General features: G+C 71.0%; 27 protein-coding genes and 1 riboswitch. Of the genes, 13 read left to right on the top strand and 14 right to left on the bottom strand.

Translation table 11 applies throughout. The features are described 5' to 3' along the window. Positions 1–168: 168 nt before the first annotated feature. On the top strand, positions 169–1164 hold the full coding sequence (locus ACIOHP_RS17520; protein ID WP_401888327.1) for a 2-hydroxyacid dehydrogenase: 996 nt from the start codon (positions 169–171) through the stop codon (positions 1162–1164). Here the strand turns inward: ACIOHP_RS17520 and ACIOHP_RS17515 are convergent. Next, positions 1116–3005, bottom strand: a complete 1890-nt coding sequence (locus tag ACIOHP_RS17515; protein ID WP_401888325.1) for an anthranilate synthase family protein — start codon at positions 3003–3005, stop codon at positions 1116–1118. The genes ACIOHP_RS17520 and ACIOHP_RS17515 overlap by 49 nt on opposite strands. A gap of 104 nt (positions 3006–3109) precedes the next feature. Then, positions 3110–3166 carry a trp operon leader peptide gene (locus ACIOHP_RS17510; protein ID WP_071528813.1) on the bottom strand — a complete coding sequence of 19 codons (57 nt, stop codon included), beginning with the start codon at positions 3164–3166 and terminating at the stop codon, positions 3110–3112. Positions 3167–3262: 96 nt separating this feature from the next. On the opposite strand from ACIOHP_RS17510, the gene ACIOHP_RS17505 reads away from it, so the two are divergent. Together ACIOHP_RS17505 and ACIOHP_RS17500 are read left to right on the top strand one after the other, a co-directional pair. After that, on the top strand, positions 3263–4612 hold the full coding sequence (locus ACIOHP_RS17505) for a class II 3-deoxy-7-phosphoheptulonate synthase (protein ID WP_307031984.1): 1350 nt from the start codon (positions 3263–3265) through the stop codon (positions 4610–4612). 163 nt (positions 4613–4775) lie between these two features. Then, the gene (locus ACIOHP_RS17500; RefSeq protein WP_361488564.1) at positions 4776–5009 is read left to right on the top strand and encodes a (2Fe-2S)-binding protein; all 234 of its coding nucleotides are present in this window, start codon (positions 4776–4778) and stop codon (positions 5007–5009) included. On the opposite strand, the gene bfr is transcribed toward ACIOHP_RS17500, so the two are convergent. Then, positions 5006–5485 carry a bacterioferritin gene (gene bfr / locus ACIOHP_RS17495; RefSeq protein ID WP_030596293.1) on the bottom strand — a complete coding sequence of 160 codons (480 nt, stop codon included), beginning with the start codon at positions 5483–5485 and terminating at the stop codon, positions 5006–5008. The genes ACIOHP_RS17500 and bfr overlap by 4 nt on opposite strands. A gap of 176 nt (positions 5486–5661) precedes the next feature. On the opposite strand from bfr, the gene ACIOHP_RS17490 reads away from it, so the two are divergent. Then, on the top strand, positions 5662–6294 hold the full coding sequence (locus ACIOHP_RS17490) for a sulfite oxidase-like oxidoreductase (RefSeq protein WP_401888321.1): 633 nt from the start codon (positions 5662–5664) through the stop codon (positions 6292–6294). A gap of 3 nt (positions 6295–6297) precedes the next feature. Here the strand turns inward: ACIOHP_RS17490 and ACIOHP_RS17485 are convergent, their stop codons facing one another. From ACIOHP_RS17485 to thiO, 6 genes are all read right to left on the bottom strand, one after another. Continuing rightward, on the bottom strand, positions 6298–6777 hold the full coding sequence (locus tag ACIOHP_RS17485; protein WP_361545317.1) for a DUF4396 domain-containing protein: 480 nt from the start codon (positions 6775–6777) through the stop codon (positions 6298–6300). A gap of 76 nt (positions 6778–6853) precedes the next feature. Then, the gene (locus ACIOHP_RS17480; protein WP_401888318.1) at positions 6854–7714 is read right to left on the bottom strand and encodes a deoxyribonuclease IV; all 861 of its coding nucleotides are present in this window, start codon (positions 7712–7714) and stop codon (positions 6854–6856) included. Positions 7715–7775: 61 nt separating this feature from the next. Next, a complete protein-coding gene (pknB, locus tag ACIOHP_RS17475) occupies positions 7776–9695 on the bottom strand; it encodes a Stk1 family PASTA domain-containing Ser/Thr kinase (RefSeq protein ID WP_361545311.1) in 1920 nt (639 codons plus the stop codon). A gap of 118 nt (positions 9696–9813) precedes the next feature. Next, complete coding sequence (locus ACIOHP_RS17470) at positions 9814–10608, bottom strand: thiazole synthase (RefSeq protein ID WP_401888316.1); 795 nt, start codon at positions 10606–10608, stop codon at positions 9814–9816. 3 nt (positions 10609–10611) lie between these two features. Then, the gene (gene thiS / locus ACIOHP_RS17465) at positions 10612–10812 is read right to left on the bottom strand and encodes a sulfur carrier protein ThiS (RefSeq protein WP_401888313.1); all 201 of its coding nucleotides are present in this window, start codon (positions 10810–10812) and stop codon (positions 10612–10614) included. Beyond that, entirely contained in the window at positions 10809–11963 is a 1155-nt protein-coding gene (gene thiO / locus ACIOHP_RS17460; RefSeq protein WP_401888310.1) for a glycine oxidase ThiO, read from the bottom strand. The genes thiS and thiO overlap by 4 nt, the downstream gene beginning before the upstream one ends. Beyond that, a riboswitch (TPP riboswitch) is annotated at positions 11961–12072 on the bottom strand. (Overlaps the previous gene by 3 nt.) 52 nt (positions 12073–12124) lie before the next feature. On the opposite strand from thiO, the gene ACIOHP_RS17455 reads away from it, so the two are divergent. The 6 genes from ACIOHP_RS17455 to ACIOHP_RS17430 all read left to right on the top strand — a co-directional run bounded on the left by ACIOHP_RS17455 (position 12125) and on the right by ACIOHP_RS17430 (position 17065). Then, the gene (locus ACIOHP_RS17455) at positions 12125–12475 is read left to right on the top strand and encodes a hypothetical protein (RefSeq protein WP_361545299.1); all 351 of its coding nucleotides are present in this window, start codon (positions 12125–12127) and stop codon (positions 12473–12475) included. Positions 12476–12507: 32 nt separating this feature from the next. Continuing rightward, on the top strand, positions 12508–13725 hold the full coding sequence (locus ACIOHP_RS17450) for an NAD(P)/FAD-dependent oxidoreductase (protein WP_401888308.1): 1218 nt from the start codon (positions 12508–12510) through the stop codon (positions 13723–13725). A gap of 65 nt (positions 13726–13790) precedes the next feature. Next, the gene (locus tag ACIOHP_RS17445; protein ID WP_266893585.1) at positions 13791–14162 is read left to right on the top strand and encodes an Rv2175c family DNA-binding protein; all 372 of its coding nucleotides are present in this window, start codon (positions 13791–13793) and stop codon (positions 14160–14162) included. 202 nt (positions 14163–14364) lie between these two features. Further along, complete coding sequence (gene thiE, locus ACIOHP_RS17440; RefSeq protein WP_401888306.1) at positions 14365–15045, top strand: thiamine phosphate synthase; 681 nt, start codon at positions 14365–14367, stop codon at positions 15043–15045. A 98-nt stretch (positions 15046–15143) separates the two neighbouring features. Continuing rightward, a complete protein-coding gene (gene metF / locus ACIOHP_RS17435; protein ID WP_266893589.1) occupies positions 15144–16067 on the top strand; it encodes a methylenetetrahydrofolate reductase [NAD(P)H] in 924 nt (307 codons plus the stop codon). A 56-nt stretch (positions 16068–16123) separates the two neighbouring features. Next, a complete protein-coding gene (locus ACIOHP_RS17430; RefSeq protein WP_361545288.1) occupies positions 16124–17065 on the top strand; it encodes a hypothetical protein in 942 nt (313 codons plus the stop codon). 7 nt (positions 17066–17072) lie between these two features. Here the strand turns inward: ACIOHP_RS17430 and ACIOHP_RS17425 are convergent, their stop codons facing one another. The 5 genes from ACIOHP_RS17425 to ACIOHP_RS17405 all read right to left on the bottom strand — a co-directional run bounded on the left by ACIOHP_RS17425 (position 17073) and on the right by ACIOHP_RS17405 (position 23146). Next, positions 17073–18617 (bottom strand): phytoene desaturase family protein, encoded by a 1545-nt coding sequence (locus ACIOHP_RS17425; RefSeq protein WP_401888302.1) that lies wholly within the window; start codon positions 18615–18617, stop codon positions 17073–17075. A 66-nt stretch (positions 18618–18683) separates the two neighbouring features. Then, positions 18684–19301, bottom strand: a complete 618-nt coding sequence (locus ACIOHP_RS17420; RefSeq protein WP_361488520.1) for a DUF4126 domain-containing protein — start codon at positions 19299–19301, stop codon at positions 18684–18686. Positions 19302–19678: 377 nt separating this feature from the next. Continuing rightward, entirely contained in the window at positions 19679–20296 is a 618-nt protein-coding gene (locus ACIOHP_RS17415) for a TetR/AcrR family transcriptional regulator (protein ID WP_361488517.1), read from the bottom strand. A 44-nt stretch (positions 20297–20340) separates the two neighbouring features. Further along, the gene (locus ACIOHP_RS17410; RefSeq protein ID WP_401888300.1) at positions 20341–22425 is read right to left on the bottom strand and encodes a YhgE/Pip family protein; all 2085 of its coding nucleotides are present in this window, start codon (positions 22423–22425) and stop codon (positions 20341–20343) included. Then, a complete protein-coding gene (locus ACIOHP_RS17405) occupies positions 22397–23146 on the bottom strand; it encodes an ATP-binding cassette domain-containing protein (protein WP_401888297.1) in 750 nt (249 codons plus the stop codon). The genes ACIOHP_RS17410 and ACIOHP_RS17405 overlap by 29 nt, the downstream gene beginning before the upstream one ends. Positions 23147–23333: 187 nt before the next feature. Here ACIOHP_RS17405 and ACIOHP_RS17400 point away from each other — a divergent pair, with 187 nt between their 5' ends. The 3 genes from ACIOHP_RS17400 (at position 23334) to ACIOHP_RS17390 (ending at position 25534) form a co-directional block, all read left to right on the top strand. Continuing rightward, the gene (locus ACIOHP_RS17400; RefSeq protein WP_401888294.1) at positions 23334–23903 is read left to right on the top strand and encodes an SAV_6107 family HEPN domain-containing protein; all 570 of its coding nucleotides are present in this window, start codon (positions 23334–23336) and stop codon (positions 23901–23903) included. 186 nt (positions 23904–24089) lie between these two features. Continuing rightward, positions 24090–24860 carry a methyltransferase gene (locus ACIOHP_RS17395; RefSeq protein ID WP_361545272.1) on the top strand — a complete coding sequence of 257 codons (771 nt, stop codon included), beginning with the start codon at positions 24090–24092 and terminating at the stop codon, positions 24858–24860. A gap of 278 nt (positions 24861–25138) precedes the next feature. Further along, positions 25139–25534 (top strand): DUF3040 domain-containing protein, encoded by a 396-nt coding sequence (locus ACIOHP_RS17390; RefSeq protein WP_171144436.1) that lies wholly within the window; start codon positions 25139–25141, stop codon positions 25532–25534. The last annotated feature ends 58 nt before the right edge of the window (positions 25535–25592 follow it).

Below are 25592 nucleotides of genomic sequence, written 5' to 3'. Positions count from 1 at the left end.
CACGAGAAGGGCCGATGGCCGGGGGCGGAGGCGCTGCTGGAGCGGCACGAGGGCGAAACGCGCCGAGCCCGGCCCCGCGGCAGCGGAGAGCGCTGACAGAGCGGCTCCGCAGGGGTCTGTGAGATATTCGCCGGTATCAGACAATTCCGGCGCACCTCGGAGGGTCGCGTGGAGATTCTCGCCTTCGGAGTCCAGGCGGACGAGAAGCCCCTGATCCAGCAGGCCTTCCTGGGCCATCACGAGGTCCGCTGTCTCGACGTCTTCCTCAACGAGGACACCGCCCCCATCGCGGCCGGCTACGAGGTCATCTCCACCAGCGTCAACGCCGAGCTCGGCGCCCGTGTCCTGGAGGTCCTCGCGGCCGGCGGCACACGGATGATCGCCCAGCGGTCCACCGGGTTCAACAACATCGATCTCAAGGCCGCCGAACGGCTCGGCATGACGGTCGCCCGGGTCTCGTACTACTCGCCGTACTCCGTCGCCGAGTTCGCCTGGACCCTCGCCATGGCGGTCAACCGTCGTATCGTCCGCGCCTCCACCCGCACCCGGGACTTCGACTTCCGTCTCGACGGCCTGATGGGCCGCGACCTGCGCGGCCGCACCGCCGGCGTCCTCGGCACCGGCAAGATCGGCGAGGCTTTCACCCGGATCGCCCACGGCTTCGGCATGCGCTTGCTGGGGTGGGACGTCGCCGAGAATCCGGTGTGCGGGGAACTCGGCATGGAGTACGTCCCCAAGGAACAGCTCCTCGCCGAGTCCGACCTCGTCACCCTGCACGTCCCGCTGATGCCGGAGACCCAGCACCTCATCGACGCCGACGCCCTGAAGGCGATGAAGGACGACGCGATCCTGGTGAACTCCAGCCGCGGCGGCCTGATCGACACCACCGCCCTCGTCACCGAACTGCGCGCGGGCCGCTTCGCGGGCGTCGGCCTCGATGTGTACGAGGCGGAGGCGGGCCTGTTCTTCCTCGACAAGTCCCTGGAGGCCATCGAGGACGACACCCTGGCCCGCCTGGTCACCTTCCCGAACGTCCTGGTCACCTCCCACCAGGCGTACTACACCGAGGACGCCGTCGGCCAGATCGTCGACGCCACGGTGCGCAACGTCCTGGACTACAGGGCCGGCCGCCGCTCGGAGAACGTGCTCGTCCCGCGCAGCTGACCCACCAACTCCCGTACGACCGCGGCACCGTTCAGCGTGAGCACCGACTCCGGGTGGAACTGCACCCCGGCGAAGCCCGGCCCACGCAGGGCGTGCACCTCGCCCGAGGCGCTCCGGCTGACCTCGACCTCGTGCGCGGCCAGCTCGGCCGCCGTCTCGTCGTCGCAGTGCGCCACGAAGCTGTTGTAGAAGCCCACGGTCTCCGGCCGCCCGAACAGGTCGACCGTCGTCTGCGCGCCCTGGTAGGGCACTTCCTTCCGCACGATCTCCAGCCCCAGCTCGGCCGCCAGCAGCTCGTGCCCGAGGCAGACGCCCAGCACACCGTGCCGGTTCTCGCGGACGACGTGGGCGGTCAGGTCACGCAGGAAGCCCATCTTGGGGTCGGTCAGGTCGCGGGGGTCGCCGGGGCCGGGGCCCAGGACCACCGGACCCTCATGAGCGAGGACCGCCTCGCGCAGACCGGGCTCGTCGTAACGCCGGACGGTGACGTCCAGTCCGCTGGAGCGCAGCACGTGCGCGAGCATCGCCGTGAAGGTGTCCTCGCCGTCCACGACCAGGGCGTGGCCGGTGAGCTCCGCGTCCTTCGTGGGAGCTTCCTGCATCCGCAGCCAGAACGGGGCGAGCGACGAGCGTCGACCGTCGAGCGCGGCCCGCACCCGGGGATCGTCGGCCAGCCGGGGACGTACGCCTTCCTCGCGCGGCCTCTGCTCACGCACCCCCAGCGCCGCCAGCACCCCCGCCGCCTTCGCGTGCGTCTCGGCCACCTCGCCCGCCGGGTCCGAGCCGCGGACGAGCGTGGCGCCGACCGGTACCCGCAGCCGGCCGTCCGCGTCGATGTCCGCGGTGCGGATGAGGATGGGGGAGTCCAGGGTCTGGGCCCCGCCGGAGTCCTTGCCGAGCAGCGCCAGCGCCCCCGCGTAGTAACCGCGCCCCCCGATCTCGTGCCGCTCGATGACCCGGCAGGCGTTCTGCACGGGCGAGCCGGTGACGGTCGCCGCGAACATGGTCTCCTTCAGCACTTCCCGCACATCCAGCGAGGACTTGCCGCGCAGCTCGTACTCCGTGTGCGCGAGATGAGCCATCTCCTTCAGCCGCGGCCCGATGACGACTCCGCCCATGTCGCCGACGGTGCACATCATCTTGAGCTCCTCGTCGACGACCATCGACAGCTCCTCGATCTCCTTGCCGTCGGCCAGGAAGTCGAGCAGGTGCTCGGGCGTGGGCCCCTCGGCGGGATAGCGGTACGTCCCGCTGATCGGGTTCATGACGACCGTGCCGCCGGACATGCGCACATGCACCTCGGGGCTGGCGCCGACCAGGGTCCGGTCACCGGTGTGCACGACAAAGGTCCAGTACGCGCCGCGCTCACCCTCCAGGAGCCGCCGGAACAGGGCGAGGGCATCGGCTCTTCCGAACCCCGGGATCTCCCCCTCGTACGTCCGCCGGATCACGAAGTTCGCGCCCTCGCCCTGCCCGATCTCCTCCCGCAGCACGCGCCCGACGATCCCGGCGTACTCCTCGTCGCCGACGTCGAAGCCACCGCGTTCGACACGCACGTCGTGCGCCGGGAGCTGGGCCAGGACCTCGTCCAGGTCCAGCGTGTGGGTCTCCTCGGGCGTCAGCACCGCGAGCGGCGTCCCGTCGTCCCGCACGTCGAAGCCGCGCTCGCGGATCTGGCGGAAGGGGACCAGGGCGAGGCCCTCGTCGGGGAGGTCGGCGAGACGGTCGTACGAAGTGACCGGGCCGAGCAGCAGCTCCACGGCCTGTTCGTCATGGCCCGGTGTACGTCGGCGCAGCAGGGCGAACGGGCGGGGATCGTCGAGCAGGTCGGTCAGATGCATGGGTCCGTTGTCCTTCTCGGTGAGAGTTCACTGGGAGGAACGGACCCCGGAAACGCCGAAGGCCGCCCCTCGGGCGGCCTTCGCGAAGTCTTGCGTACGCGCAGTCAGTGGGCCGCCGGATGAGCGGTCCACCACCAGTTCTGGGTCGAGTGCGCGAACATGCGAGGCACCTTACCCCACGCGCACTTGAGCGTGGGTGCGTCTCACCTGTCGAGCCGTGCGAAAACGACGCGACACGACCCCGTAATGTTGAGGTCGTGACCGTGAACGCTAAGACCGGCCAGAGCGCCGGCAACACCTGGCGAGACCTGCCCGCGGCGCAGCAGCCCGAGTACCCCGACACCGAGGCTCTGCGCGCAGTCGTTGCGGACCTCGAGTCGTATCCGCCGCTCGTCTTCGCGGGCGAGTGCGATCAGCTGCGCGCCCGGTTGGCGGCCGTCGCCAAGGGAGAGGCGTTCCTCCTCCAGGGCGGCGACTGCGCCGAGGCCTTCGACGCCGTGTCCGCCGACCACATCCGCAACAAGCTCAAGACCCTGCTCCAGATGGGCGCCGTGCTGACGTACGCCGCCTCGGTGCCGGTCGTGAAGGTCGGCCGTATCGCCGGCCAGTACTCCAAGCCGCGCTCCAAGGGCACCGAGACCCGCGACGGCGTGACCCTGCCGACGTACCGCGGCGACTCGGTCAACGGCTTCGAGTTCAACGAGAAGGCCCGCATCCCGGACCCCGAGCGCCTGAAGCGGATGTACAACGCCTCCGCCTCCACGCTCAACCTGGTGCGCGCCTTCACCACGGGTGGATACGCGGACCTGCGCCAGGTGCACGCCTGGAACCAGGACTTCGTGAAGTCGTCCCCGTCCGGGCAGCGCTACGAGCAGCTCGCGCGGGAGATCGACAACGCGCTGAACTTCATGCGGGCCTGCGGCACGGACCCGGAGGAGTTCAAGACGGTCGAGTTCTACGCCTCCCACGAGGCGCTGCTCCTCGACTACGAGTCGGCGCTGACCAGGGTCGACTCGCGTACGGGTCAGCTGTACGACGTCTCGGGCCACATGGTCTGGATCGGTGAGCGCACCCGCCAGCTGGACGGCGCGCACATCGAGTTCGCCTCCAAGATCCGCAACCCGATCGGGATCAAGCTGGGCCCGACGACGACGGCCGAGGACGCGCTGCAGTACATCGAGCGCCTCGACCCGGACCGCGAGCCGGGCCGTCTCACCTTCATCGTGCGGATGGGCGCGGACAAGGTCCGCGACAAGCTGCCCGAGCTGGTCGAGAAGGTCACCGCCTCCGGCGCGACCGTGGCCTGGGTGAGCGACCCGATGCACGGAAACACCTTCGAGGCGGCCTCGGGTCACAAGACCCGTCGCTTCGACGACGTGCTCGACGAGGTCAAGGGCTTCTTCGAGGTCCACAAGGGCCTGGGCACCCACCCGGGCGGCATCCACGTGGAGCTCACCGGCGACGACGTCACCGAGTGCGTGGGCGGCGGCGACGAGATCTTCGTCGACGACCTGCACCAGCGCTACGAGACGGCCTGCGACCCGAGGCTCAACCGCAGCCAGTCCCTGGACCTGGCGTTCCTCGTCGCGGAGCTGTACCGGGACTAGTAGCAGATCAGCAGTGGATGCGCCTGTTACAGGGGCATGAGGTGGGGCGCGGATCACATACGATCCGCGCCCCACTCCACTTTTGCGGTTCCTGCGCGCCGGGTAAGGTTAGGTTAGCCTCACCGATTATCGGGGCGGCACCACTGATCTATCCCGGCGGGAGGTGAACCGCGTGTACGTCTGCAGTTGCTTCGGTATCACCGAGCAGCAGGTCAAGAAGCACGCGGCGGACGGTGCCTGCACTCCGCGCCAGATAGCCTCCGCCTGCAAGGCGGGCACCGACTGCGGTTCCTGTGTGCGGCGCATCCAGGCGCTGCTGGGCCGGGGCGCCTGCCCGACACGTGACCTCGCCGACCAGGGCCGACCGGTCCTCGCCGGGCTGGACGAGGCCGCCTAGCTCTCCGGCTGCTCGATCAGCTGCGCGATGTAGAGCGCCTCGCCGAGCTTCTCCACCAGTTCGAGCTGGGTGTCGAGGTAGTCGATGTGGTGCTCCTCGTCCTCGAGGATCGACTCGAAGATGTTCGCGGACGTGATGTCGCCCTTGGCGCGCATCACCTCGATACCGCGCTTGAGGCGGTCGATCGCCTCGACCTCGACCTGCCGGTCGGCCTCGAACATCTCCTTGACCGTCTGCCCGACCCGGACGTGGAACAGGCGCTGGTAGTTCGGCAGCCCGTCCAGGAAGAGGATCCGGTCGGTGAGCACCTCGGCGTGCTTCATCTCGTCGAACGACTCGTGGCGCGTGTACTTGGCGAGCTTCGTCCAGCCGAAGTTCTCCTGCATCTTCGCGTGCAGGAAGTACTGGTTGATCGCGGTGAGCTCGCCGGTGAGCTGCTCGTTGAGGAATTCGATGACCTCGGGGTCGCCCTGCATCGCAGAGGCTCCTTCCAACCGGGGGGAACTGGCAGGTTGCGCCGCATCCTTGCACCGGTATCGAAGATCGTCCAGTAAGTCTTCACTTAGTAAGTAAGGGCATGCTTAGTCCGGTTTGAGGCGAATTAGCAAGGGGCTGGTCATGTGCACTGCCCCAGGTCTGTCAGGATGGAGTCATGGGTCAGCCGGTGGAACGCGAGTCAGGAGAAGCGGCACAGTCCGAGCTTCCGCCGGGACAGCGAATCCAACGCGGCTGGCCGGTCACGCACTACGGGCCCGTCCCCAAGTTCCGCCCCGAACGCTGGGAGTTCCGCGTCTTCGGAGCCACCGCCGACGGTGAGAAGCAGTGCTGGAACCACGACGAGTTCACGGCTCTGCCGCACGCCACCGTCGTGGCCGATCTGCACTGCGTCACGAAGTTCAGCATGCTCGGCGCGGAGTGGGGCGGGGTCCCCGCCCGGACCATCCTGGACATCGCCCCGCCGGACCCGGCCGTCACCCATGTGATGGTGTGGGCCGAGTACGGCTTCAGCTCCAACCTGCGCCTCGCGGACTTCGCCGCCGAGCGCACGATCTTCGCCACCCACAAGGACGGCGAGCTGCTCACCGCCGAGCACGGCTTCCCGCTCCGGCTGGTCGTCCCCCATCTGTACGCCTGGAAGGGGCCCAAATGGGTCCGCGGCGTCGAGTACATGACCGCCGACCGCCGTGGCTTCTGGGAGGAGCGCGGCTATCACAACGTCGGCGACCCCTGGCGGGAGCAGCGCTACTCCTACCAGGAGGTGCCGGGGGACGGCCCGGACCTGTAGGGCTCAGTGGTGGTACTGGTGCACCACCGCGTGGCCCTTGCCGCGGCCGATCATCCACTTGTTGACCGGCGTGGTGAGGACGAAGGCGATGGCCAGGGCGATCGCCAGCGCGCCCCAGAACAGCGGGTCGGCGAGTTCGGCGTCCATGGCCCCCGGCCACAGCACGATCACTCCGTTGTCGACCAGCTCCATCACGGCGATGGACAGGGTGTCCGCGGCCAGCGCCACCTTCAGTGCGGCGCGCAGGTCCAGGCCCGCCTTCATGACGCCGCGCAGGGTGAGCGCGTAGCCGAAGAAGAAGGCGAGGACGATCGCCAGGATCAGGGTCGGGGTGTTGCCCCAGCCGAGCGCGGTGCCGATGACCATGCCGAGCACCTCGCCGATGGCACACCCCGTGAGGCAGTGGAGGGTGGCCCGGACGGCCATGGCCCAGCCGCCGTCTGTCTGGTGGTGAGCGTGTCCCGCGTGCGCCTCGTGCTGCATGAGTGCCCCCAATGTCAGGTAACGGTTCCTGCACCGAGTAAGAACCGTATACCCCCCAGGGGTATTCCGTAACGGGTTATGCGTCTCGCAGTTTCTTCAGCCGCTCCACGTCCGCCGCGTGTCCCTCCTTGCCGCCGGGCGTCTCGATGATCAGCGGTACGCCCTCGGTGGCGGGGTGGGTCATCAGCGCCCGGAACGGGTCCTCGCCGATATGGCCGGCGCCGATGTTCGCGTGCCGGTCCTTGTGGGCGCCGACCACGTCCTTGGAGTCGTTGGCGTGGATCAGCTTCAGACGGCCCTCGCCGACGGTGTCCACCAGCAGATCGAGGGTCTGGTGCATGCCGGAGGGGCCGGTCAGGTCGTGGCCGGCCGCGAAGATGTGGCAGGTGTCGAGGCAGACGCCCAGCTTGGGGTGGGCGTCCAGCGCCTCGAAATATGGACCGAAGTCCCAGGTCCGCGAGCAGAGCGAGGCGCCCTGACCTGCGGTCGACTCCAGCAGCAGATACGGGTCGTCGTCGTGGGTGAGCTCGTCGAGCAGCGGCAGCATGTACTCCCGGACCTGCTTGAGGGCGACGGACCGGTCCCGGCCGCCGGTCGCGCTGCCCGTGTGCACGACGACACCGAGCGCCCCGATCTCCCGCCCGCGCCGCAGCGAGTGCCGCAGGCTCTCCACCGACTTCTCCACCGTCGCCTCGGTGTGCGAGCCGAAGTTGATCAGATACGGGGCATGGACGTACGCCGGGATCGACTCCGCCGCGCAGGCCGCACGGAACTCCTCGTCCTGCCGCGGGTTGCCGGTGGGCGTGGCCCAGCCGCGCGGGTTGGCGACGAAGACCTGCACGGTCTCGGCCGCGAGGTCACGGGCGTAGGACAGGCCGACGGAGTTCAGACCGCCGGCCACGGGGACATGGCCGCCGACGGGGTTGCGCTGAGTCATCACCCGACCAGGGTGTCACGCGGCGCGGGGCACCCTGGCGTCGGATGGTGGCAAGGCCCGCTCAGCGGATCTCGATGGTGATCGTCGATCCCTTGGGGGCGGTCTGGCCGCCCTCCACGGACTGGTTCTTGACCGTGTCGCCGAACAGTCCGAGGAGCCCGCGGTCCTCGTCGACCTCGAAGCCGGCCCCCTCCAGCGCTGCCTTCGCGTCATCGACGCTGTCGCCGACCACGTCCGGGACCTCGACCATCTCCGGGCCCTTGGAGATCGTCAGCGTCACGGTGTCACCCTCGGCGGCCCTGCTGCCGTCCTGCGGGGTCTGCGCGGCGACCAGGCCCTTGTCGTACTCGGAGTTGACCTGCTCGGAGGCGACCTTCACCTTCAGGCCCGCGTCCTCCAGGTCCGCCTTCGCGTCCTCCAGGCTCTCGCCGGTGACGTCCGGGACGTCCACCGGGCTGCCCTTGCTGACGACCAGGGCGACCGCCGCGCCCGAGCGGAGCGTGGTGCCCGCCTCCGGGTCGGTACTGATCACGAAGCCCTTGATGACGTCGTCGCTGAACGCCCGGGTCACCATGCCCGGTTCGAGGCCGTCCCCCTTGAGCCGTGCCCTCGCCTTGTCGAGACGCAGGCCCTTCAGGTCGCCCAGCTTCACGGTCTCGGGGCCCTTGGACACGGTCAGCGTCACGGAGTCGTTGCTCCGGATGCGGGTGCCCACGGTCGGGTCCGAGCCGATGACCCGGCCGCGCTTCACGGTGTCGCTGTACTCCTGCTTCACCGTGCCGACCTCGAGCCCGGCCTCCTCCAGCCGGTCCCGGGCCTGCGTCTCGGTCTTGTCGATCAGTGCCGGGACCTTGGTGAACTGGCCGGAGTTGATGTACCAGACGCCGGCTCCGACACCGAGGATCAGCAGCAGGGCGACGACGATCGCGAGCGGCCCGCGCGGGGGTCCCGAACGGCGCCGGGGCGGCGGGGGCGGCGGGGACTCGAACCGGCTCGTGTGGTGGAGCGCGGTCCCGTCCTCGTTGACCGGCAGCGGCCGCGGCACCGTCAGAGAGCGCGGGATCACGCTGGTGCGGTCCTCGGCGCCACTGTGCGCGACGGACAGGGCCTGCGGCGGCACCAGGTCCAGCTGGTCCTCGCTGAGCGCGCCACGTGCCGCGCGGGCCAGCGCGAGCAGCGCCACCGCGTCGTAGGGACGGATGTCCGGGGTGCGGGCGGTCGCCGAGGCGACCAGCTCGTCCAGCTCGAACGCCAGCCCCGGCACGATGCCCGAGGGCGGCGGGACGTCCTCGTGGAGATGCTTGTAGAGCACCACGGCGGGGGAGTCCCCGTCGTGAGGCTTCTCACCGGTCAGCATCTCGTACAGCACGACACCGCACGCGTAGACGTCGACGCGGGGATCGGCCGTGCCGCTCTCGATCTGCTCCGGCGCGAGATACGAGACGGTGCCGAGCACGGTGCCCGTGGTGTTGGTGACGGTGTCGACGGAGCGGACGAGCCCGAAGTCGGCCACCTTCACCCGGCCGTCGTCCCCGATCAGCACGTTCTCGGGCTTCATGTCCCGGTGCACGAACCCCGCGCGGTGCGCGGCGCCGAGCGCGGCGAGGACCGGCTCCAGGATGTCGAGCGCGGCCCGCGGCTGCAGCGCGCCACGGTCACGCAGCACGTCACGCAGGGTGCAGCCGGCCACATACTCCATGGCGAGATAGACGTACGACCCGTCGGTGCCCTGGTCGAAGACCTGCACCACATTGGGGTGGGCGAGCCGGGCGACGGACTTGGCCTCGCGGATGAACCGGTCGACGAAGGTGACGTCGGCGGCGAGGCCCGGGTGCATCACCTTCAGCGCGAGCACGCGGTCGAGGCGGGTGTCCACGGCCCGGTAGACCGTGGCCATCCCGCCGACCGCGATCCGCGCGTCCACGCGATAGCGGCCGTCGAGCACCTGCCCGACCAGAGGGTCCTGAAGGGTCGTATCCACGCAGGTGAGTGTACGAGCCGCGACTGACAGGGCCGCGGGTTCGGGCGAGATCGGGGCGGGACTGAAGCCGTCCTGTGACGGACGTCGCAACGACTTTCGGCCTGCATCGAACGTACGTTCAGAATGCGGGGCGTTCGGGATCCAGTTGCGCCAACCCCTTCCTGGGGGACGAGGCTTCGGCGAAATGCCGCTTGGGGATGCGCCCCGCCCGGTACGCCAGCCGGCCCGCCTCCACCGCGTGCCGCATCGCGTGGGCCATCAGCTCCGGCTCCTGGGCCCGCGTCACCGCCGAGGCGAGCATCACACCCGCGCACCCCAGCTCCATCGCGAGCGCCGCGTCCGACGCCGTGCCGGCCCCCGCGTCCAGGATCACCGGCACGCGCGCGTGCTCGACGATCAGCTGGAAGTTGTGCGGATTGCGGATCCCGAGCCCGGAGCCGATCGGGGAGCCCAGCGGCATGATCGCCGCGCAGCCCACGTCCTCCAGCTTCCGCGCGAGGACGGGGTCGTCGTTGGTGTACGGCAGCACCGTGAAACCGTCGTCGACCAGCGTCTCCGCGGCATCCAAAAGCTCGATGGGGTCCGGCAGCAGGGTGCGTTCGTCGGCGATGACCTCCAGCTTGATCAGCTCGGTGCCGAGGGCCTCGCGCGCGAGGCGGGCCGTCAGTACGGCCTCGCCCGCGGTGAAGCAGCCCGCGGTGTTCGGCAGCACCTCGATGCCGAGCCTGGTCAGCACGGACAGGACCGAGCCGTGCACCGTCGGGTCCACGCGCCGCATCGCGACCGTGGTGAGCTCGGTGCCGGAGGCGATCAGCGCCCGCTCCAGCACATCCAGGCTGGGCGCGCCGCCGGTGCCCATGATCAGGCGGGAGGGGAAGGCCGTACCGCCGAGGACGAAGGGATCGTCGGCCATGGGTCAGCCTCCTTGGACGGCGGTGAGGACCTCGACGCGGTCTCCCTCGGAGAGGGACGTCGACGGCCAGTGTCCGCGCGGGACGACGGTTTCGTTGAGGGCCGCGGCCACTCCGGCGGGGGCCGGGGCGAGGGCCCGCACGACGGTGTCGAGAGCCGTGCCGGGAGCGATCTCCCGCGGCTCTCCGTTGACGGAGATGTTCATGCGGGCAGCTCCGTGAAGGTGAAACGCCGGGGGGTGAAGGCGCGGACCTCGTCCGGCAGTTCACCCGTGGTCAGCACATGGGCCATCGCGTCGCCGGTGACCGGCGTGAGCAGCACACCGTTGCGATAGTGGCCGGTCGCCAGGAGCAGCCCCGGGAGCTCGGTCGGTCCGAGCAGCGGAGCGTTGTCGGGGGAACCGGGGCGCAGTCCCGCGCGGGTCTCCGTGAGCGGCAGCTCCGTGATGCCCGGCACCAGCTCATGGGCGTCGCGCAGCAGCTCGTACACCCCGCCCGCGGTCACCGAGGTGTCCCAGCCCTGCTCCTCGCTGGTCGCCCCGATCACCAGCTCGCCGTTCTCGCGCGGCACCAGATAGACCTGGCTGCCACGGACCACGGCCCGCACGGTCCGGTTCAGGAAGGGCGCGTACCGCTGTGGCACGGTCAGCCGCAGCACCTGCCCCTTCACGGGGCGCACCGGCGGCAGGACCTCGTCGGGGACACCGGCGAGCCGCCCGCTGAGGCTGCCGGCGGCGAGCACCACCTGGGCCGCGCCCAGCCGGGTGCCGTCGGTGGCCGTGATGCCGGCGGCCCGGTCCGCCACGAGGTCCAGGCGCTCGGCCCAGAGGCGGTGGAAGACCACGCCCGCCCGCTCGCAGGCGGCCAGCAGCGCCTTGATCAGCCGCCGGGGGTCGATCTGATGGTCGCCGTCGACCCGCAGCCCGCCGCGCACACCCGGTGCGAGCATCGGCTCCAGGCGCCGGCACTCCCGCCCGGACAGCCACTCCGAATCCAGGCCCGACTCCTGCTGCAGGGCGTGCAGTTCCCGCAGATGGGCACGGTCGTCGGCGTCCAGTGCGACGGCGAGCGTGCCGCAGCGGCGGTAGCCGAGGTCGTGGCCGGTCAGCTCGGTGAGCTCGGCCGCGAACTCCGGATAGCGGCGGGCCGAGGCCAGGTTCAGGCCCAGCAGGGTCTGCTCGCCGTAGTGCAGTTCCGTGACGGCGGCCAGCATCCCGGCGGCCACCTGGGCGGCCCCGCCGCCCGGTTCGGGATCGACGACGGCCGTGGCGAAACCGCGCTGCGCGGCCCGCCAGGCCGTGACGAGGCCGATGATTCCGCCCCCGACGACGAGGACGTCTGACGTACGTGAGGACATGGGCGTCCAGCCCCTCCCTTCGCCGGCATGACCCGGATCAGGTTCGTACGGTCGGAGGCCGCCAGCCTCCCTCTCAGCCCGGTGCGTCCGGGCTCCCGCGAGTGCTCTACGTTGGCCACCCTAGCTCTTGGTTTTGCGCTTGTGTAAGGGAGCCTGCTGCCATGCCCCGCTCGCTGGACGGCCTCGTCCTCGCCCCCGTCGCCGACCAGGCCCCAGGTCAGGTGGGTACCCGCACCCGGTTCGCGTACCACGAGAAGAGCGGCGAGATCTGGGCCGAGTACACGGGCGGCGACGTCGTGCGCGGGCATCTGGTCGGCACCCGCGAGGGCGACCGGCTCGACTTCCGGTACGTCCAGCTCAAGCACGACGGGACGACCTCATCGGGGCACTGCGTGTCCACGGTCGTCGAACTGCCGGACGGGCGGGTGCGGCTGGAGGAGCGCTGGGAGTGGGAGTCGCAGCCGGGCAGCGGGACGAGCGTTGTGGAGCAGGTCACGGTGCAGGACCGCTGACTGACAAATTGTCAGTTGTCTATGGTGATCCGGTGAGCGAGCAGACGGAGCAGTCTCAGCGGCGCGTGGTCGTGGTCGGCGCGGGCATGGCCGGCGTACAGACCGCGGTGGCCCTGCGCGAACAGGGCTTCACCGGCACCGTGACCCTCATCGGCGCGGAGCCGCATCAGCCGTACGACCGGCCGCCGCTGTCGAAGGCCGTACTGCTCGGCAAGGCCGAGGGCTCCGCCTTCGACGTCGACTTCGAGGCACTCGGTATCGCACTGGAACTGGGCCGCGAGGTGCTGGGCGTCCGCCCCGCCGAGCACGAACTCGACACCGAGTGCGGGCCCGTGCCGTACGACGTCCTGGTCCTCGCCACCGGTGCCGAACCGATCCGGCTGCCCGGCGCGGAGGGCGTCCCCGGCGTGCATCTGCTGCGCACCCTCGACGACGCCGAGCGGCTGCGGCCCGTACTCGCCCGGCAGCACGACATCGTGGTGGTCGGCGCGGGCTGGATCGGCGCCGAGTTCGCCACCGCCGCGCGGGAGGCGGGCTGCGCGGTCACGGTCGTGGAGGCCGCCGAACGGCCGCTCGCGGGGGCGCTGCCCGCGGAGGTGGCCGCGCCGATGTCGTCCTGGTACGCCGACGCCGGTGCCGAGCTGCGCACCCACGCGCGCGTGGAGCGGGTGCGGCCCGGAGAGGTCCTCCTGGACGACGGCACGCGGCTGCCCGCGGATGCCGTCGTGGTCGGCATCGGCGCCCGCCCCGCCACGGTCTGGCTGGCCGGCTCGGGCATCGAACTCGGCGCGCACGGCGAGGTCGTGGCCGACGACCGGCTGCGCACGTCCGCGCCGGACGTCTACGCGGTCGGCGACTGCGCGTCCTTCCCTTCGGGAAGGTACAGCGAGCGGCTGCTGGTCCACCACTGGGACAACGCCCTCCAGGGCCCGCGAACGGTGGCGGCGAACATCATCGGCGAGACGCCCGCGGTCTACGACCCCGTGCCGTACTTCTGGTCCGAGCAGTTCGGCCGCTTCGTCCAGTACGTCGGCCACCACACCTCCGCCGACACGGTCCTGTGGCGCGGCGACCCGTCCGGCCCGGCCTGGACGGTCTGCTGGCTGCGCGAGAACCGCCTCGTCGCCCTGCTGGCGGTGGGCCGGCCCCGGGACCTGGCACAGGGACGGCGGCTGATCGAGGCGGGGCCGGAGCTGGACCCGGAGCTGCTGGCGGACCCGTCGCGACCGCTGAAAGCGGCAACGGTGTAGTGCGAAAGCCCAGGTCGCAGGGGTCTGGCTTCCGACTGTCGGTGCGGGATGGCAGGCTTGATGCCGTGACCGAGATTGACGCAAAGATCGATGCTCTCGTCCCCGCCTGGCTCACCCTCCCCGACATCGCGGAAATCCTCGATGTCGAGGTGACGCGTGCGCGCCAGCTGGTCAAGGACGGCCAGCTCATCGCCGTACGCCGTGGTGAGAACCGCGCACTGCACGTCCCCGCCGCCTTCATCGACGGGGTCGAGCAGAAGGTCGTCAAGGGCCTCGCCGGGACCTTGACGCTCCTGAGGGACGACGGCTTCTCCGACGAAGAGATGCTGGAGTGGCTCTTCACCCCCGACGACAGCCTGCCCGGGACCCCCGCCCAGGCGCTGAGCGAGAACCGCGGCACGGAGGTGAAGCGCAGGGCCCAGGCGCTCGCCGTCTGACCCAGGACCGCCGAACCGGACGTGCCCCACACCTGGCGACGATGACCTGCGGGTTCGTCGCCAGGACGTGGGACGGACCCGCTCGTCGCACCTGGGCCCGGGCGTGGGCCGGGGAGACGTCCCTGTGGTTCACTACGCCCGGCCCGCCCAGGTCGACCGCACCGGCCCGCGGCCCGTACGCCACCGACAACGGGGGACACCCATGCCCGTCACGTCCGACACCGACGCCCGCGCCCAGCTGGCCGACGCCCGGCTCTATCTCTGCACGGACGCCCGCAAGAAGCAGGGCGACCTGCCCGACTTCCTGGACGCGGTCCTGGAGAACGGCGTTGACTTCATCCAGCTCCGCGACAAGACCCTGGAGGCGGACGAGGAACTGGGCTGGCTGGAGCTCTTCGCCGACAAGTGCCACATGTACGGCAAGGTCCTCTCGGTGAACGACCGCGCCGACGTGGCGCACGCGGCCCGGGCCACCCACCCCTGGCCGCCCGCCGTCCTGCACCTCGGCCAGGGCGACCTCCCGGTCCCCGCGGCCCGTGCGATCCTCGGCGACGACATCCTCGTCGGCCGCTCCACGCACTCCGAGGCCGAGGCCGCCGCGGCCGCCGTCCAGGACGGCGTGGACTACTTCTGCACCGGCCCGTGCTGGCCGACCCCGACCAAGCCCGGCCGCCACGCACCCGGCCTCGACCTGGTCCGGTACACCGCCTCCCTCGGCACCGACCGCCCCTGGTTCGCCATCGGCGGCATCGACCTCGCCAACCTCGACCAGGTGCTGGAGGCGGGCGCCCGCCGGGTCGTCGTCGTACGGGCCATCACGGAGGCGGACGACCCGGGAGCCGCCGCGGCGGAGTTCGCGAAGAGGCTCAGGGACCCGGCGTGACGGGCCCCGGTGTCCGAAGGGTGGACAACAAGTCGACAAAACGGGCAAATTTCCCGGATCCGGTTGGGTGACCGCTGCCCCCTGGCTAACCTGCGGGTATGGCCCTCGGAACCGCATCCACCAGGACTGACCGCGCACGCACCGTGCGCGACATGCTCGCCACGGGCAAGGCGACGTACTCGTTCGAGTTCTCGGCGCCGAAAACCCCCAAGGGGGAGCGGAACCTGTGGAGCGCGCTCAGGAGGGTCGAGGCGGTCGCCCCGGACTTCGTCTCCGTCACGTACGGTGCCGGCGGCTCCACCCGCGCGGGCACCGTCAAGGAGACCCAGCAGATCGTCGCGGACACCACGCTCACGCCGGTCGCCCACCTCACCGCGGTCAACCACTCCATCGCCGAACTGCGCAACATCATCGGCCAGTACGCCGACGCCGGGATCCGCAACATCCTGGCCGTGCGCGGCGACCCGCCCGGCGACCCCATGGGCGACTGGGTGGCCCACCCGCAGGGGCTGACGTACGCCGCCGAACTCGTCCGGCTCATCAAGGAATCGGGCGACTTCTGTGTCGGCGTCGCCGCCTTCCCGGAGATGCACCCGCGGTCCGGGGACTGGGACGCCGACGTCGCGCACTTCGTCGACAAGTGCCGGGCCGGCGCCGACTACGCCATCACGCAGATGTTCTTCCAGCCGGAGTCCTATCTGCGACTGCGTGACCGAGTCGTCAAAGCGGCCTGCGAGACCCCCGTCATCCCCGAGATCATGCCGGTGACCAGCGTGCGGATGCTGGAGCGCCTGCCACAGCTCAGCAACGCGGCCATCCCCTCTGTCCTGAAAGAGCGGATCCTCACAGCAAAAGACGATCCGGCCGCTGTACGCTCCATCGGTATCGAGTTCGCCACGGAGTTCTGCGCCCGGCTGCTGGCCGAGGGAGTGCCCGGACTGCACTTCATCACGCTCAACAACTCCACGGCGTCGCTGGAGATCTACGAGAACCTGGGCCTGCACCACCCACCGCAGGCCTAGACCGGCCGCACCGATATACGACACACTGCGTAGCGGTCACTGGGAGAGGGGCGTACATGGGCTGGACGGTCCTCTACATCGCGTTCGGAATCGTCGCGCTGTGGTTGCTGGGCGAGGTGCTGCTGCAGTACAAGGCACGGCTCCGCTGGCGACTGCTCGCCTTCGCCGGCTTCGTGGGCGTCGTACTCGGTGTGCTCATCCCGTCGGTGGTCGTCATCGGACTGGGCGCCATCGCCTTCGCGGTCGGCCAGACCTACGTCACCCTCTCCTTCCGCCGCGGCTTCGAACAGGGCTGGGCGGTCAATCCGCCGGAGGCCCTGGGCGGCCTCGTCGGCGGCAAGCGCGGCGGCCGCCGCGAACGCGGCCGCGAGGAGCCGACCCTGGAGGTCTCCGACCTCGAGGCGACGGACGCCGCCTACGGCGACGAGGGCAACTACGTCCCGAACGCGTCCCGTTACGGCCAGGACGACTACGACCGCGACGACGTCTTCACGCCCGCCCGCCCCGCGGCCGCCGAGGTCTACGAGCCGCAGCCGATGCCCGACGACACCGGCTCCTACGGCATATACAACGACGGCACGTACGCCGGTCAGGGACAGACCCAGGACCAGTACGCGACGGCCGCCCAGGGCGCCGACCAGAACTACGGCTACGACGGCTACACCGGCTATGACCAGCAGCAGTACGGCTACGACATGGCCGGACAGCAGCAGTACGCCGCCTACTCCGACCCGTACATCGGCACCCAGACCTACGGCGGCTACGACACCTCCTACGGCGGCCAGCAGCAGTACGGCCAGCAGGCCTACGGCCAGGACCAGTACGGCAACCCCACCTACGGCGAGACCCCGGCCGGCGGTGTGTGGGTCCCGCAGCAGCGCACCGACGAGACCTACGGCGGCGAGCTCCCGCAGGAGCAGCAGTACCCCTACCAGGGCAACGGCCAGCAGAACAACGGCCAGCAGGGCAACGGCTACGACGAGCAGTACCGCTTCTGACCAGCGGTCACCGAGAGCCCCGGAACTCCGGCCCCTCCACGATCAGCCCGGCCACCAGCGCACCCGACATGCCGGCGTGCGGAAGGCCTCCGCCCGGGTGGGACCAGCCGCCCACGGTGAACAGACCGGGCAGCCCGGTGGTGTTCGCCGGGTGCAGCAGGCGGCCTTCGGCCGCGGCCAGAGCCGGGGCGGGAACCGCGCCTCCCTCCGCGCCGGTCGCCTCCGCGATGTCGGCCGGGACCCGCACCTCGTGCCAGAGAAGGCGCTCGCGCAGATCCGGTACGGCACGCTCGGCCGCGGTGATCAGGGTGTCCGCGTGATCGTCGAAGACCTCGGACGTCGGCCGCTCCCGGTCGGCGTCGGCGGGCACCGTGGCGGTGAGGGTGATCGCCTCGTGGTCCGGGTCCGGGACCACCCCCGGGTCGTCGGGGCGCAGCACGGTGAGCGTGGGGTGTGGATCGAGCCCCCGGGACGCGCCGAACAGCAGGTCCAGCTCCCGCTCCCGGTCCTCCGCGTGCACGACCGTCCGGTGCGCCGCTCCCTCCGGGCGCGGGCCGCGCAGCGCCACCAGCACCGTCAGACGGCTCGGCAGCCCGCGCTGCGGAGGAACCGCACCGGCCTCCCGCACCGCGGTGCCCCGCACACAGCGGCTCAGCACATCGGGAGCGACACCGGCGACGACGAAGTCCGCCTCCGCCACCTCCCCTCCCCCAGAGCCGAAAGCCTGGGAGGTGCCCCCAGCCAGTTCGAGCCCCGCCGCCCGGCCGTCCTTCTCCAGCACCCCGGTGACCTCGGCACCGAAGTGGAACTCCACCCTGCGCGCCACACACCGCTCGTACACCGCGCGCGCCAACTCCCGCATGCCGCCGCGGACATACCAGGTGCCGAAGGCGTGCTCCATGTACGGCAGCACCGCCGCGCTCGCCGGGGCGACTCGCGGATCCAGGCCGGACGCGAGGGCGTGGCTCTCCAGGAGGGCGACGAGCCTCGGATCGCGCAGCTCCCAGGCGCCGACCTCGGCGAGCGTGCCGGCCCGGCGGGTGCGGAGCAGCTTCTTGTGCGGGACCGACGGATAGGGCTCGCGGTCGGCCAGCACCGACCAGTTCGGCCAGAGCGGTTCCTCCAGGAGCGGCCGGCGGGTGCGGTCCCAGGCCTCGCGGGCCCGGACCAGGAAGTCGCCCCAGCGGGCGCCCGCGTCGGAGCCGAGCGCCTCGTCCAGCGCCGAGACGACACCCGCGCGGGAAGCGTTCGGCAGACTGGCCTCCGTGCCGTCCGCGAAGACGTGCCGTGTCGACGGGTCGACCTGGACCAGCTCGACGACCGACTCCAGCGGCTCCTTGCCGGTCTTGACGAACAGATCGCGGTAGACCGCGGGAACGGTGAGCAGCCCCGGTCCGGTGTCGAAGGCGAAGCCGTCGCGCTCCAGGCGGCGCACCGCACCGCCGTACGTCTCCGTACGTTCGTACACCGCCACCCGGTGGCCCGCGACGGCCAGCCGGGCGGCCGTCGCCATCGCGCCCATCCCGGCGCCGATCACCGCAATCCGTGCCATGCCTGCGACTTTATCGGCCGCCACTGACAGCCCCCGCCGCGGGCGCCTTCTGAGGACCGCCGGGGGTCACCAGCCCGGTGGATGCCCCGTCCGCCCCGCGAGCCGCCTCTCCTCGCGCCGTTGCGCCCGGCGGCGCAGGAACCGTCGGATCCGGGAGATCAGGAAGACGAGTATCACCAGGCCGCCGACCAGCAGGACGGCCGCGATGCTCGCCGCCGCCACCGGGTGGAATATGGCGAAGGTGACGATCCCGGCGACCCCGAGGTCCTCGGCCAGGCTCACGATCACGTTGCTGAACGGCTCGGGCGAGGAGTTCACCGCCATCCGCGTCCCCGCCTTGACGGCGTGGCTGGCCAGCGCCGTCGAACCGCCGACCAGACCCGCGACCGCGTCGTTGAGCGAACCGCTCTGCCCGGCGAGCACCGCACCGACCCAGGCGCCCGCGGCAGGGCGGATCAGCGTGTGGACCGAGTCCCACGCCGAGTCGACGTACGGGATCTTGTCGGCGACCGCCTCGCACAGGAACAGCACGCCGGCCGTGATGAGGACCTCAGGGCGCTGGAGCGTCTCGGGGACGTCGTCGCTCAGCCCGGTCGCGCCGAAGGCGCCGAGCAGCAGCACGACGGCGTACGCGTTGATTCCGCTGGCCCAGCCGCTGGTGAAGACGAGAGGGAGTACCGACACGGAGGCGATCGTAACCACTCGGCAACGGAGCGGCGTGGGCCTGAGTACACAGGTCTGAGTATCCGTACCTAGGGGGCGAGATGAGTACGCGCGCGGATGGGGGCCGACCTGCGCGAACGAGAGAGTGGGACCACGGAGAAGGGGAACGGCTCGGCACCGGCGACACGGGGCGCCGGAGCGGAGCCGCCCCGGATCCGCTCCTTCCGCCGGCGGAAGTCGGCGGGAGCGAGGCACGGGGGGCCCGGGGGAACGACCGAACGGGGGTCCAACGGGGGAAAACGGGGGAGCACGAGAAGGCGCCGGTTCGAGGTGGCCCGCGGGGGACGCGGCCACAGCGGACCGGCGCTTTCGTCTGTCCACGCGCGCGTAGCGCCGGTTCAGCCCCGGCCGCTCACCCGTCCCTGCAGCAGCCGTGACAGCGCCGAGTGCACATCGTCCAGGGAGCGTTCCGACTGGAACGCCTTCCAGTCCAGGGCCGCCACCAGCACCATGCCGACCAGGGCGGACGCGGTCAGGGAGACATCGATCGCCTCGTGGAACTCGCCGTTCGCGATGCCCTCGCGCAGCACGTCCTCGACGACCGCCACCGCCTGCTGCCGGACCACCAGGAGCGTGGACTGCCAGGCCCGGTTGGTGCGCCAGAGCTCGGCCACGTACAGCTGGGTGAAGGCCGGATAGCGGTCGATGAAGACCAGGCCGGCCCGGATCATCGCGTCCAGGGCGTCCGTCTTGCTGCCGCCCTCCCGCGCCGTCCGCTCCGCGGCCTCCCGGAGGGAGGCGGTGAGCAGTCCCACACCGTGCCGCAGCAGCTCCTCGAAGAGGACGGACTTGCTCGCGAAGTTGTAGTAGACCGTGCCCTTCGCCACCCCGGCCCGCTCGGCGATCTCGTCGACGGTGGTGGCGGAGAAGCCCTGCTCCGCGATGAGCGTGACGGCCGCCTCGTAGAGCTTCTGCCGGGTGGCCTCGCGGCGCGTGCTGCCGCTGCTGCTTTCCATGGTCCCGATTCTCACAGCAACCGGGGACCCTGCGGTCGTCGAGGTCACAGGCTCAGCTCCGGGTGCAGCCGGTCGAGCGTCCACACCTGGCGGCGGCGGGCCGACAGCGCGGTCAGCGCGAGCGCGCCCGCGGTGAAGGCGACGAGCACCACGCACGCGTGCCAGACCGGACCGAGACCGCCGCCCGAGATGAGCCTGCGGAGCGCGTCGACGACGTAACTCATCGGCAGGAAGGGGTGGAGCGCGTTGAAGAAGCCCGGGCTGGTCTGCACGGGGTACGTGCCGCCCGCGGACGTCAGTTGGAGCATCAGGAAGGCGAGGACGAGGATCCGTCCCGCCGCCCCGAAGCGGGCGTTCAGCCACTGCACGATCGCCGCGAAGCACGCCGTGACCAGGAAGAGGAAGCCCACCGTGCCGGCCGCCCGCACCATCTGCAGGCCGATCGCCCAGTGCAGCACCGACATCAGGGCCACCGTCTGGAGCACCCCGACCGCCACCACCGGCAGCCAGCCCGCCAGGGCGATCCGCCACGCGGGGGCGCCCGCGGCGAGCGCGCGCCGGTTCATCGGTGCGACCAGCATGTACGCCACCATCGCGCCCACCCACAGGGACAGCGGGATGAAGTACGGGGCGAACCCGGTGCCGTAGTTGGGCGCCTTGTGCATGTCCTTGGAGACCAGCTGGACGGGGTCGGCCATGACCTCGGTGCGATCGTCGCGGTCCTGCTTGTCGTAGTCGGGGATCTGGTCGGCGCCGTCGTGGAGCCCGTCCGAGAGCTTCCCGGAGCCGTCGACCAGCTTGTACATGCCGCCGTTCAGGTCGGCGGCGCCGGTCTTGAGCTTGCCGACCCCCTCGTCCAGGTCACCGGCACCGGTCCTGGCCGTGCCGAGCCCCGTGTGCAGCTTCTTGGCGCCCGCGGCGACCTTCCCCGCGCCCTCGTTCAACTCGTTGACCTTGGAGACGGCGTCGTCGAGGTCCTCGGAGAGGTGCGGTGCCCGGTCGGCGAGCGCCTGGGCCTGCTTCTGCAGGGTCGCCAGGTTCTTGTCGAGCTTCTTCAGGTCGCCGTCCTGGTCGCCCACGAGGGTGTTGAGGTCGTCGGCGATGGTCGCCACGTCGGCGGCCGCGTCCTTGGCCTTCTCCAGGTCGGCGCAGGCCGCGTCGGGCAGTAGGGCCTTCTCGCAGCGCGTCCGGTGGATCTCCTCCAGCGTGTCGGAGGCCGTGCGGGCGCCCTTGGCGGCGACGGGGGCCGTCGTCACCAGGGTGTCCAGGTGCTTGCGGATCGCCTTGCTGGAGTCCGCGACGAGCTGGGCGGTGTCGCCGATCGTCTTCTCGTTGTCCTCCAGGAACGGGCCCGCCTTCGCCGCGACCCCGTTGACCTTGTCGGCGAGCGTCTGGGTGCCCTCCGCGACCTGCTGCGAGCCGTCCTCCAGGTCGCCCGCGCCCTTGTCGAGCTTGTTGAGCCCCTTGGCCAGCTTGCCGCTGCCGCTCTTGGCGTCCTTCAGCCCGTCGGCGAGGTCCTTGGACCCCTTCTCGGCCTTTCCGAGCCCGCCCTCCAGCTTGTCGGCGCCCTTGGCGGCTTTGACCGTCGCGCCGTGGATGTCGGAGAACGAGATGAAGATCCGGTCCAGGAACGACCGCGACGCCTTGGTGGACGCGGCCTGGCGCACCTCGCTGAAGACCGTGCGGGAGATCTGCCCGACGATGTAGTTGTTGGCGTCGTTGGTCCGCACCTGGAGCGCTCCCGTCTCGGGGGAGTCGCCCGCACTGGACGCGATCCGCGCGCTGAAGTCGGTCGGCACGGTCAGCGACAGGTAGTACGTGCCGTCCTCCACGCCCGCGCGTGCCTCGGCGGCGCTCACCTCGTGCCACTCGAAGACGTCGCTGTCGTGCAGCCCCCGGGTGATGTCGTCGCCCGCCGCGAGCTTCTTCCCGTCGGCGGTCGCCCCCTTGTCGTCGTTCACGAGCGCCACGGGGATGCGGTCCAGCCGGCCGTACGGATCCCAGAACGACCACAGGTACAGGGCGCCGTAGAGCAGGGGCAGCACCAGCAGCGCGACCAGCGCGGCCCGCGGCAGCTTCCCCCGTCCGAAGCGCCGGAGCTCAAGCGCGGCCAGTCGCGGCGAGCGCATCGGCGTCCTCCTTCTTCCGAGCCGAGCCCTGGAGGGCGCTTTGCGTGGACACCTTCACGGCCCCCTCGGGGGCCTCGCTGCACACCGCCACGACCGTGGTCCCCGCCTCGGCGATCGACGTCAACAGCGCCCAGACCTCGGCCCGTTCCGCGTCGGACAGCTTCAGATCGGCGTCGTCGACGCCGAGCAGCCGCGGCCGCCCGATCAGGGCGAGCGCGATGGACAACCGCAGCGCCTCCAGCCGCTCCAGATCGCGTACGGCGGTCCGGGAACCCTTCGGCAGGGCCTCCCGGTCGAGACCGGCGGCGCTCAAAGCGGTGTCGATCCGCAGCCTCACCTCGTTCGCGCGCTCGGCACGCGGCCGCAGCAGCCCGCGCAGGGAGTCGCCGAACCGGTGCTGCAACAGCGCCCGTTCGCGCAGGTGCTCCCCGACGGTCAGGGCCGCGTCGAGGTCGGTGACACCGGCGACGTTGGCCACGGCGCTCATCCGCCGTACCGCCGTGAGCTGCTTCGGCAGCCGGGCCCCGCCCACGGCCGCCGTCCCCTCGGACGCCTTCATCCGCCCGGTGAGCGCGAGCAGCAGACACGTACGGCCCGACCCCGACGCCCCCTCGACGGCGATCAGCGCACCGGGCTCTGCGTCGAGGCCGATCCCGCGGAACGCCCATCCGCGCGGCCCCTTGAGCCCGAATCCCTCGGTTGTGACGGCGACTCCGCCCACGGCCCACCCCCTGATGTCCAGAACTGCCGGAGTTTTTGAACTGACTGGTCAGTGCAAAAAGTAACCCGAACCTTCGATCGAAGCAAAAGCCCAGGTCAGAACGGATTGTCAGTGGCATACCTCACGATGGGCACATACGGCATCCCGTATCGGGACGTGCCGTCACACAGACGACAGGAGGTTCGTCATGGCCACCTACCACGCAGCAGCCGCCCGCCGGCGCCGCGCCACCGGCCCTGCCCCCTCACTGACCGGTCCGGCGAGCGACGTACACCCCGTGCTCCGCCGGACCACGGCCCCGCCCGCCGCCCTCGACCTGCTCGCCCAGGCCCGTGCCGGACTCGACGAGGCCGCCGTCCTGGAGACACCGAACGAGCGCTATGCGACGGCCCACCTCGCCGCCCTGCGCACCGCCGCCGCCGTGCTCGCCGCGCGCGGACGTCCGGAGCCCTCGCCCCGACGCCGGGCCAAGATCCGGAGCGCCTGGGAAGTGCTCCCCGAGATAGCCCCCGAGCTCGCCGAGTGGAGCGCGCTCTTCGCCGCCGGTGCCCGCCGCCGCGCCCGGGCCGAGGCCGGCATCCAGGGCGCGGCCAGCCGCCGGGACGCCGACGACCTCATACGCGACGTGGCGATGTTCCTGCGCCTCGTCGAACGGATGCTCGTCCTCCAGCCGGTCCTGCCCCAGCCCCGCCAGGACATGGACGAGCCGGAACCCGACGACCACGACAGGGACCGGGACATGCCGGACGCGGGCTGAGCTCTCCGGCACGGCACGGCGCGGCACAGGCTCTGCGCGCCCGGGATGCCACGGTGGTCGGGCGAGGTGACGGAGGCAATAGGGTGGAGGGCGCCTGAAGCCTTCCTTCTCCGGTACCCGGGCGAGGAGGGCAGACCGATCGCTCCGCCGCGCAAGAGGCGGTGCCGCGCCGAGGAGTCAACTGCCGTGTCGGACCCGCTGCGACCCCGCGCCTCTCTCCGTACCGCCGTGGTCTGGGAGGTCCTCCAGGACGCCCTCGAACGGCGGGTCAAGGCCACGGGCCGGGACGCCCTGGACGTCCTCGACACCGGCGGCGGCAGCGGCAACTTCGCCGTGCCCGTCGCCCGTCTCGGCCACCGGGTCACCGTCGTCGACCCCAGCCCCAACGCGCTGTTCGCCCTGGAGCGCCGCGCCGCCGAGGCCGGCGTCGCCGACCGGGTGCGCGGTGTCCAGGGCGACGCCCACGGTCTCTTCGACGTGGTCGAGCGCGGCGCCTACGACGCGGTGCTGTGCCACGGCGTCCTGGAGTACGTGGACGACGCGGCCGAAGGTCTCCGCAACGTGGTGGCCGCCCTGCGCTCCGAGGGTGTCCTCAGCCTGCTCGCGGCGGGTCTCGGCGGCGCCGTGCTCGCCCGGGCCCTCGCCGGCCACTTCAAGGAGGCCAAGCAGGCGCTCGAGGACCCGAACGGACGCTGGGGCACCGGCGACCCCGTGCCGCGGCGCTTCACGGCCGACCAGCTCACCGACCTGGTCGAGGGCGCGGGACTCCAGGTCGGTGCCGTGCACGGCGTGCGGGTCTTCGCGGACCTGGTTCCCGGCGTGCTGGTCGACACCGAGCCCGGGGCCCTGGAGGCCCTGCTCAAGCTGGAGGAGGCGGCAGCCGAACTCCCCGCCTTCCACTCCGTGGCCACGCAGCTTCACGTGCTCGGTGAGACCCGAGGGACCGTCGAGGCCTGAGGCAGCCCTCCTGGTGCAGCGCTGATCAGGGACTTGGGTGCACATGGAGTACGCCACAGGCCCCCCGATCGGGCGCCCGGCGCCGTATGATCGAGGGAGACCGTCCGGCATGACGGGTCGGCCGCTGGGGAATGCAGGATCTAGCGGGCCGGGACGTGCATGGCGGAATCCCGGTTGGCCAATTGGCGTAGAGGGGCGGGTTTCACGGGGGCGATTCCCTGCCTATCCTGAAGGGACCCCCCGGGTCGCCCCGGCGACTGCACGATGAGGAGGATTCCGTGCCGCTCTCGGAGCACGAGCAGCGAATGCTCGAGCAGATGGAGCGAGCGCTGTACGCCGAAGATCCCAAGTTCGCGACAGCGCTTGAGGGAAGCGGGCTGCGCACGTACACCCGGCGACGGGTCTACCAGGCGGTCGCGGGCTTCCTCGTGGGTATCGCGCTCCTCATGGCAGGAATGGTCGCCAAGCAGGTCTGGCTCAGTGTGGTGGGCTTCCTCGTCATGCTGGGTTGTGCGGTGCTCGCCGTGACCGGCTGGCGCAAGGCTCCCAAGCCGGGTGAACAGCCCGCGGCCGGTGCCCCGCACGCGCGCCGTCAGGCCAGGCAGAAGCGCTCCATGATGGACCGTATCGAGCAGCGCTGGCAGAAGCGCCGCGACGAGCAGGGCGGTCATTAGCTCGACCGACAACTGATGCGTGAGGGGGTGACCACCCTCCGGGAGGGCGGTCACCCCC

It is taken from the genome of Streptomyces sp. NPDC087859 (assembly GCF_044742595.1).
Lineage (GTDB): Bacteria > Actinomycetota > Actinomycetes > Streptomycetales > Streptomycetaceae > Streptomyces > Streptomyces canus_F.
The sequence above is the reverse complement of the archived record's forward strand: the minus strand, read 5'-3'. Positions and strand labels throughout refer to the sequence as shown.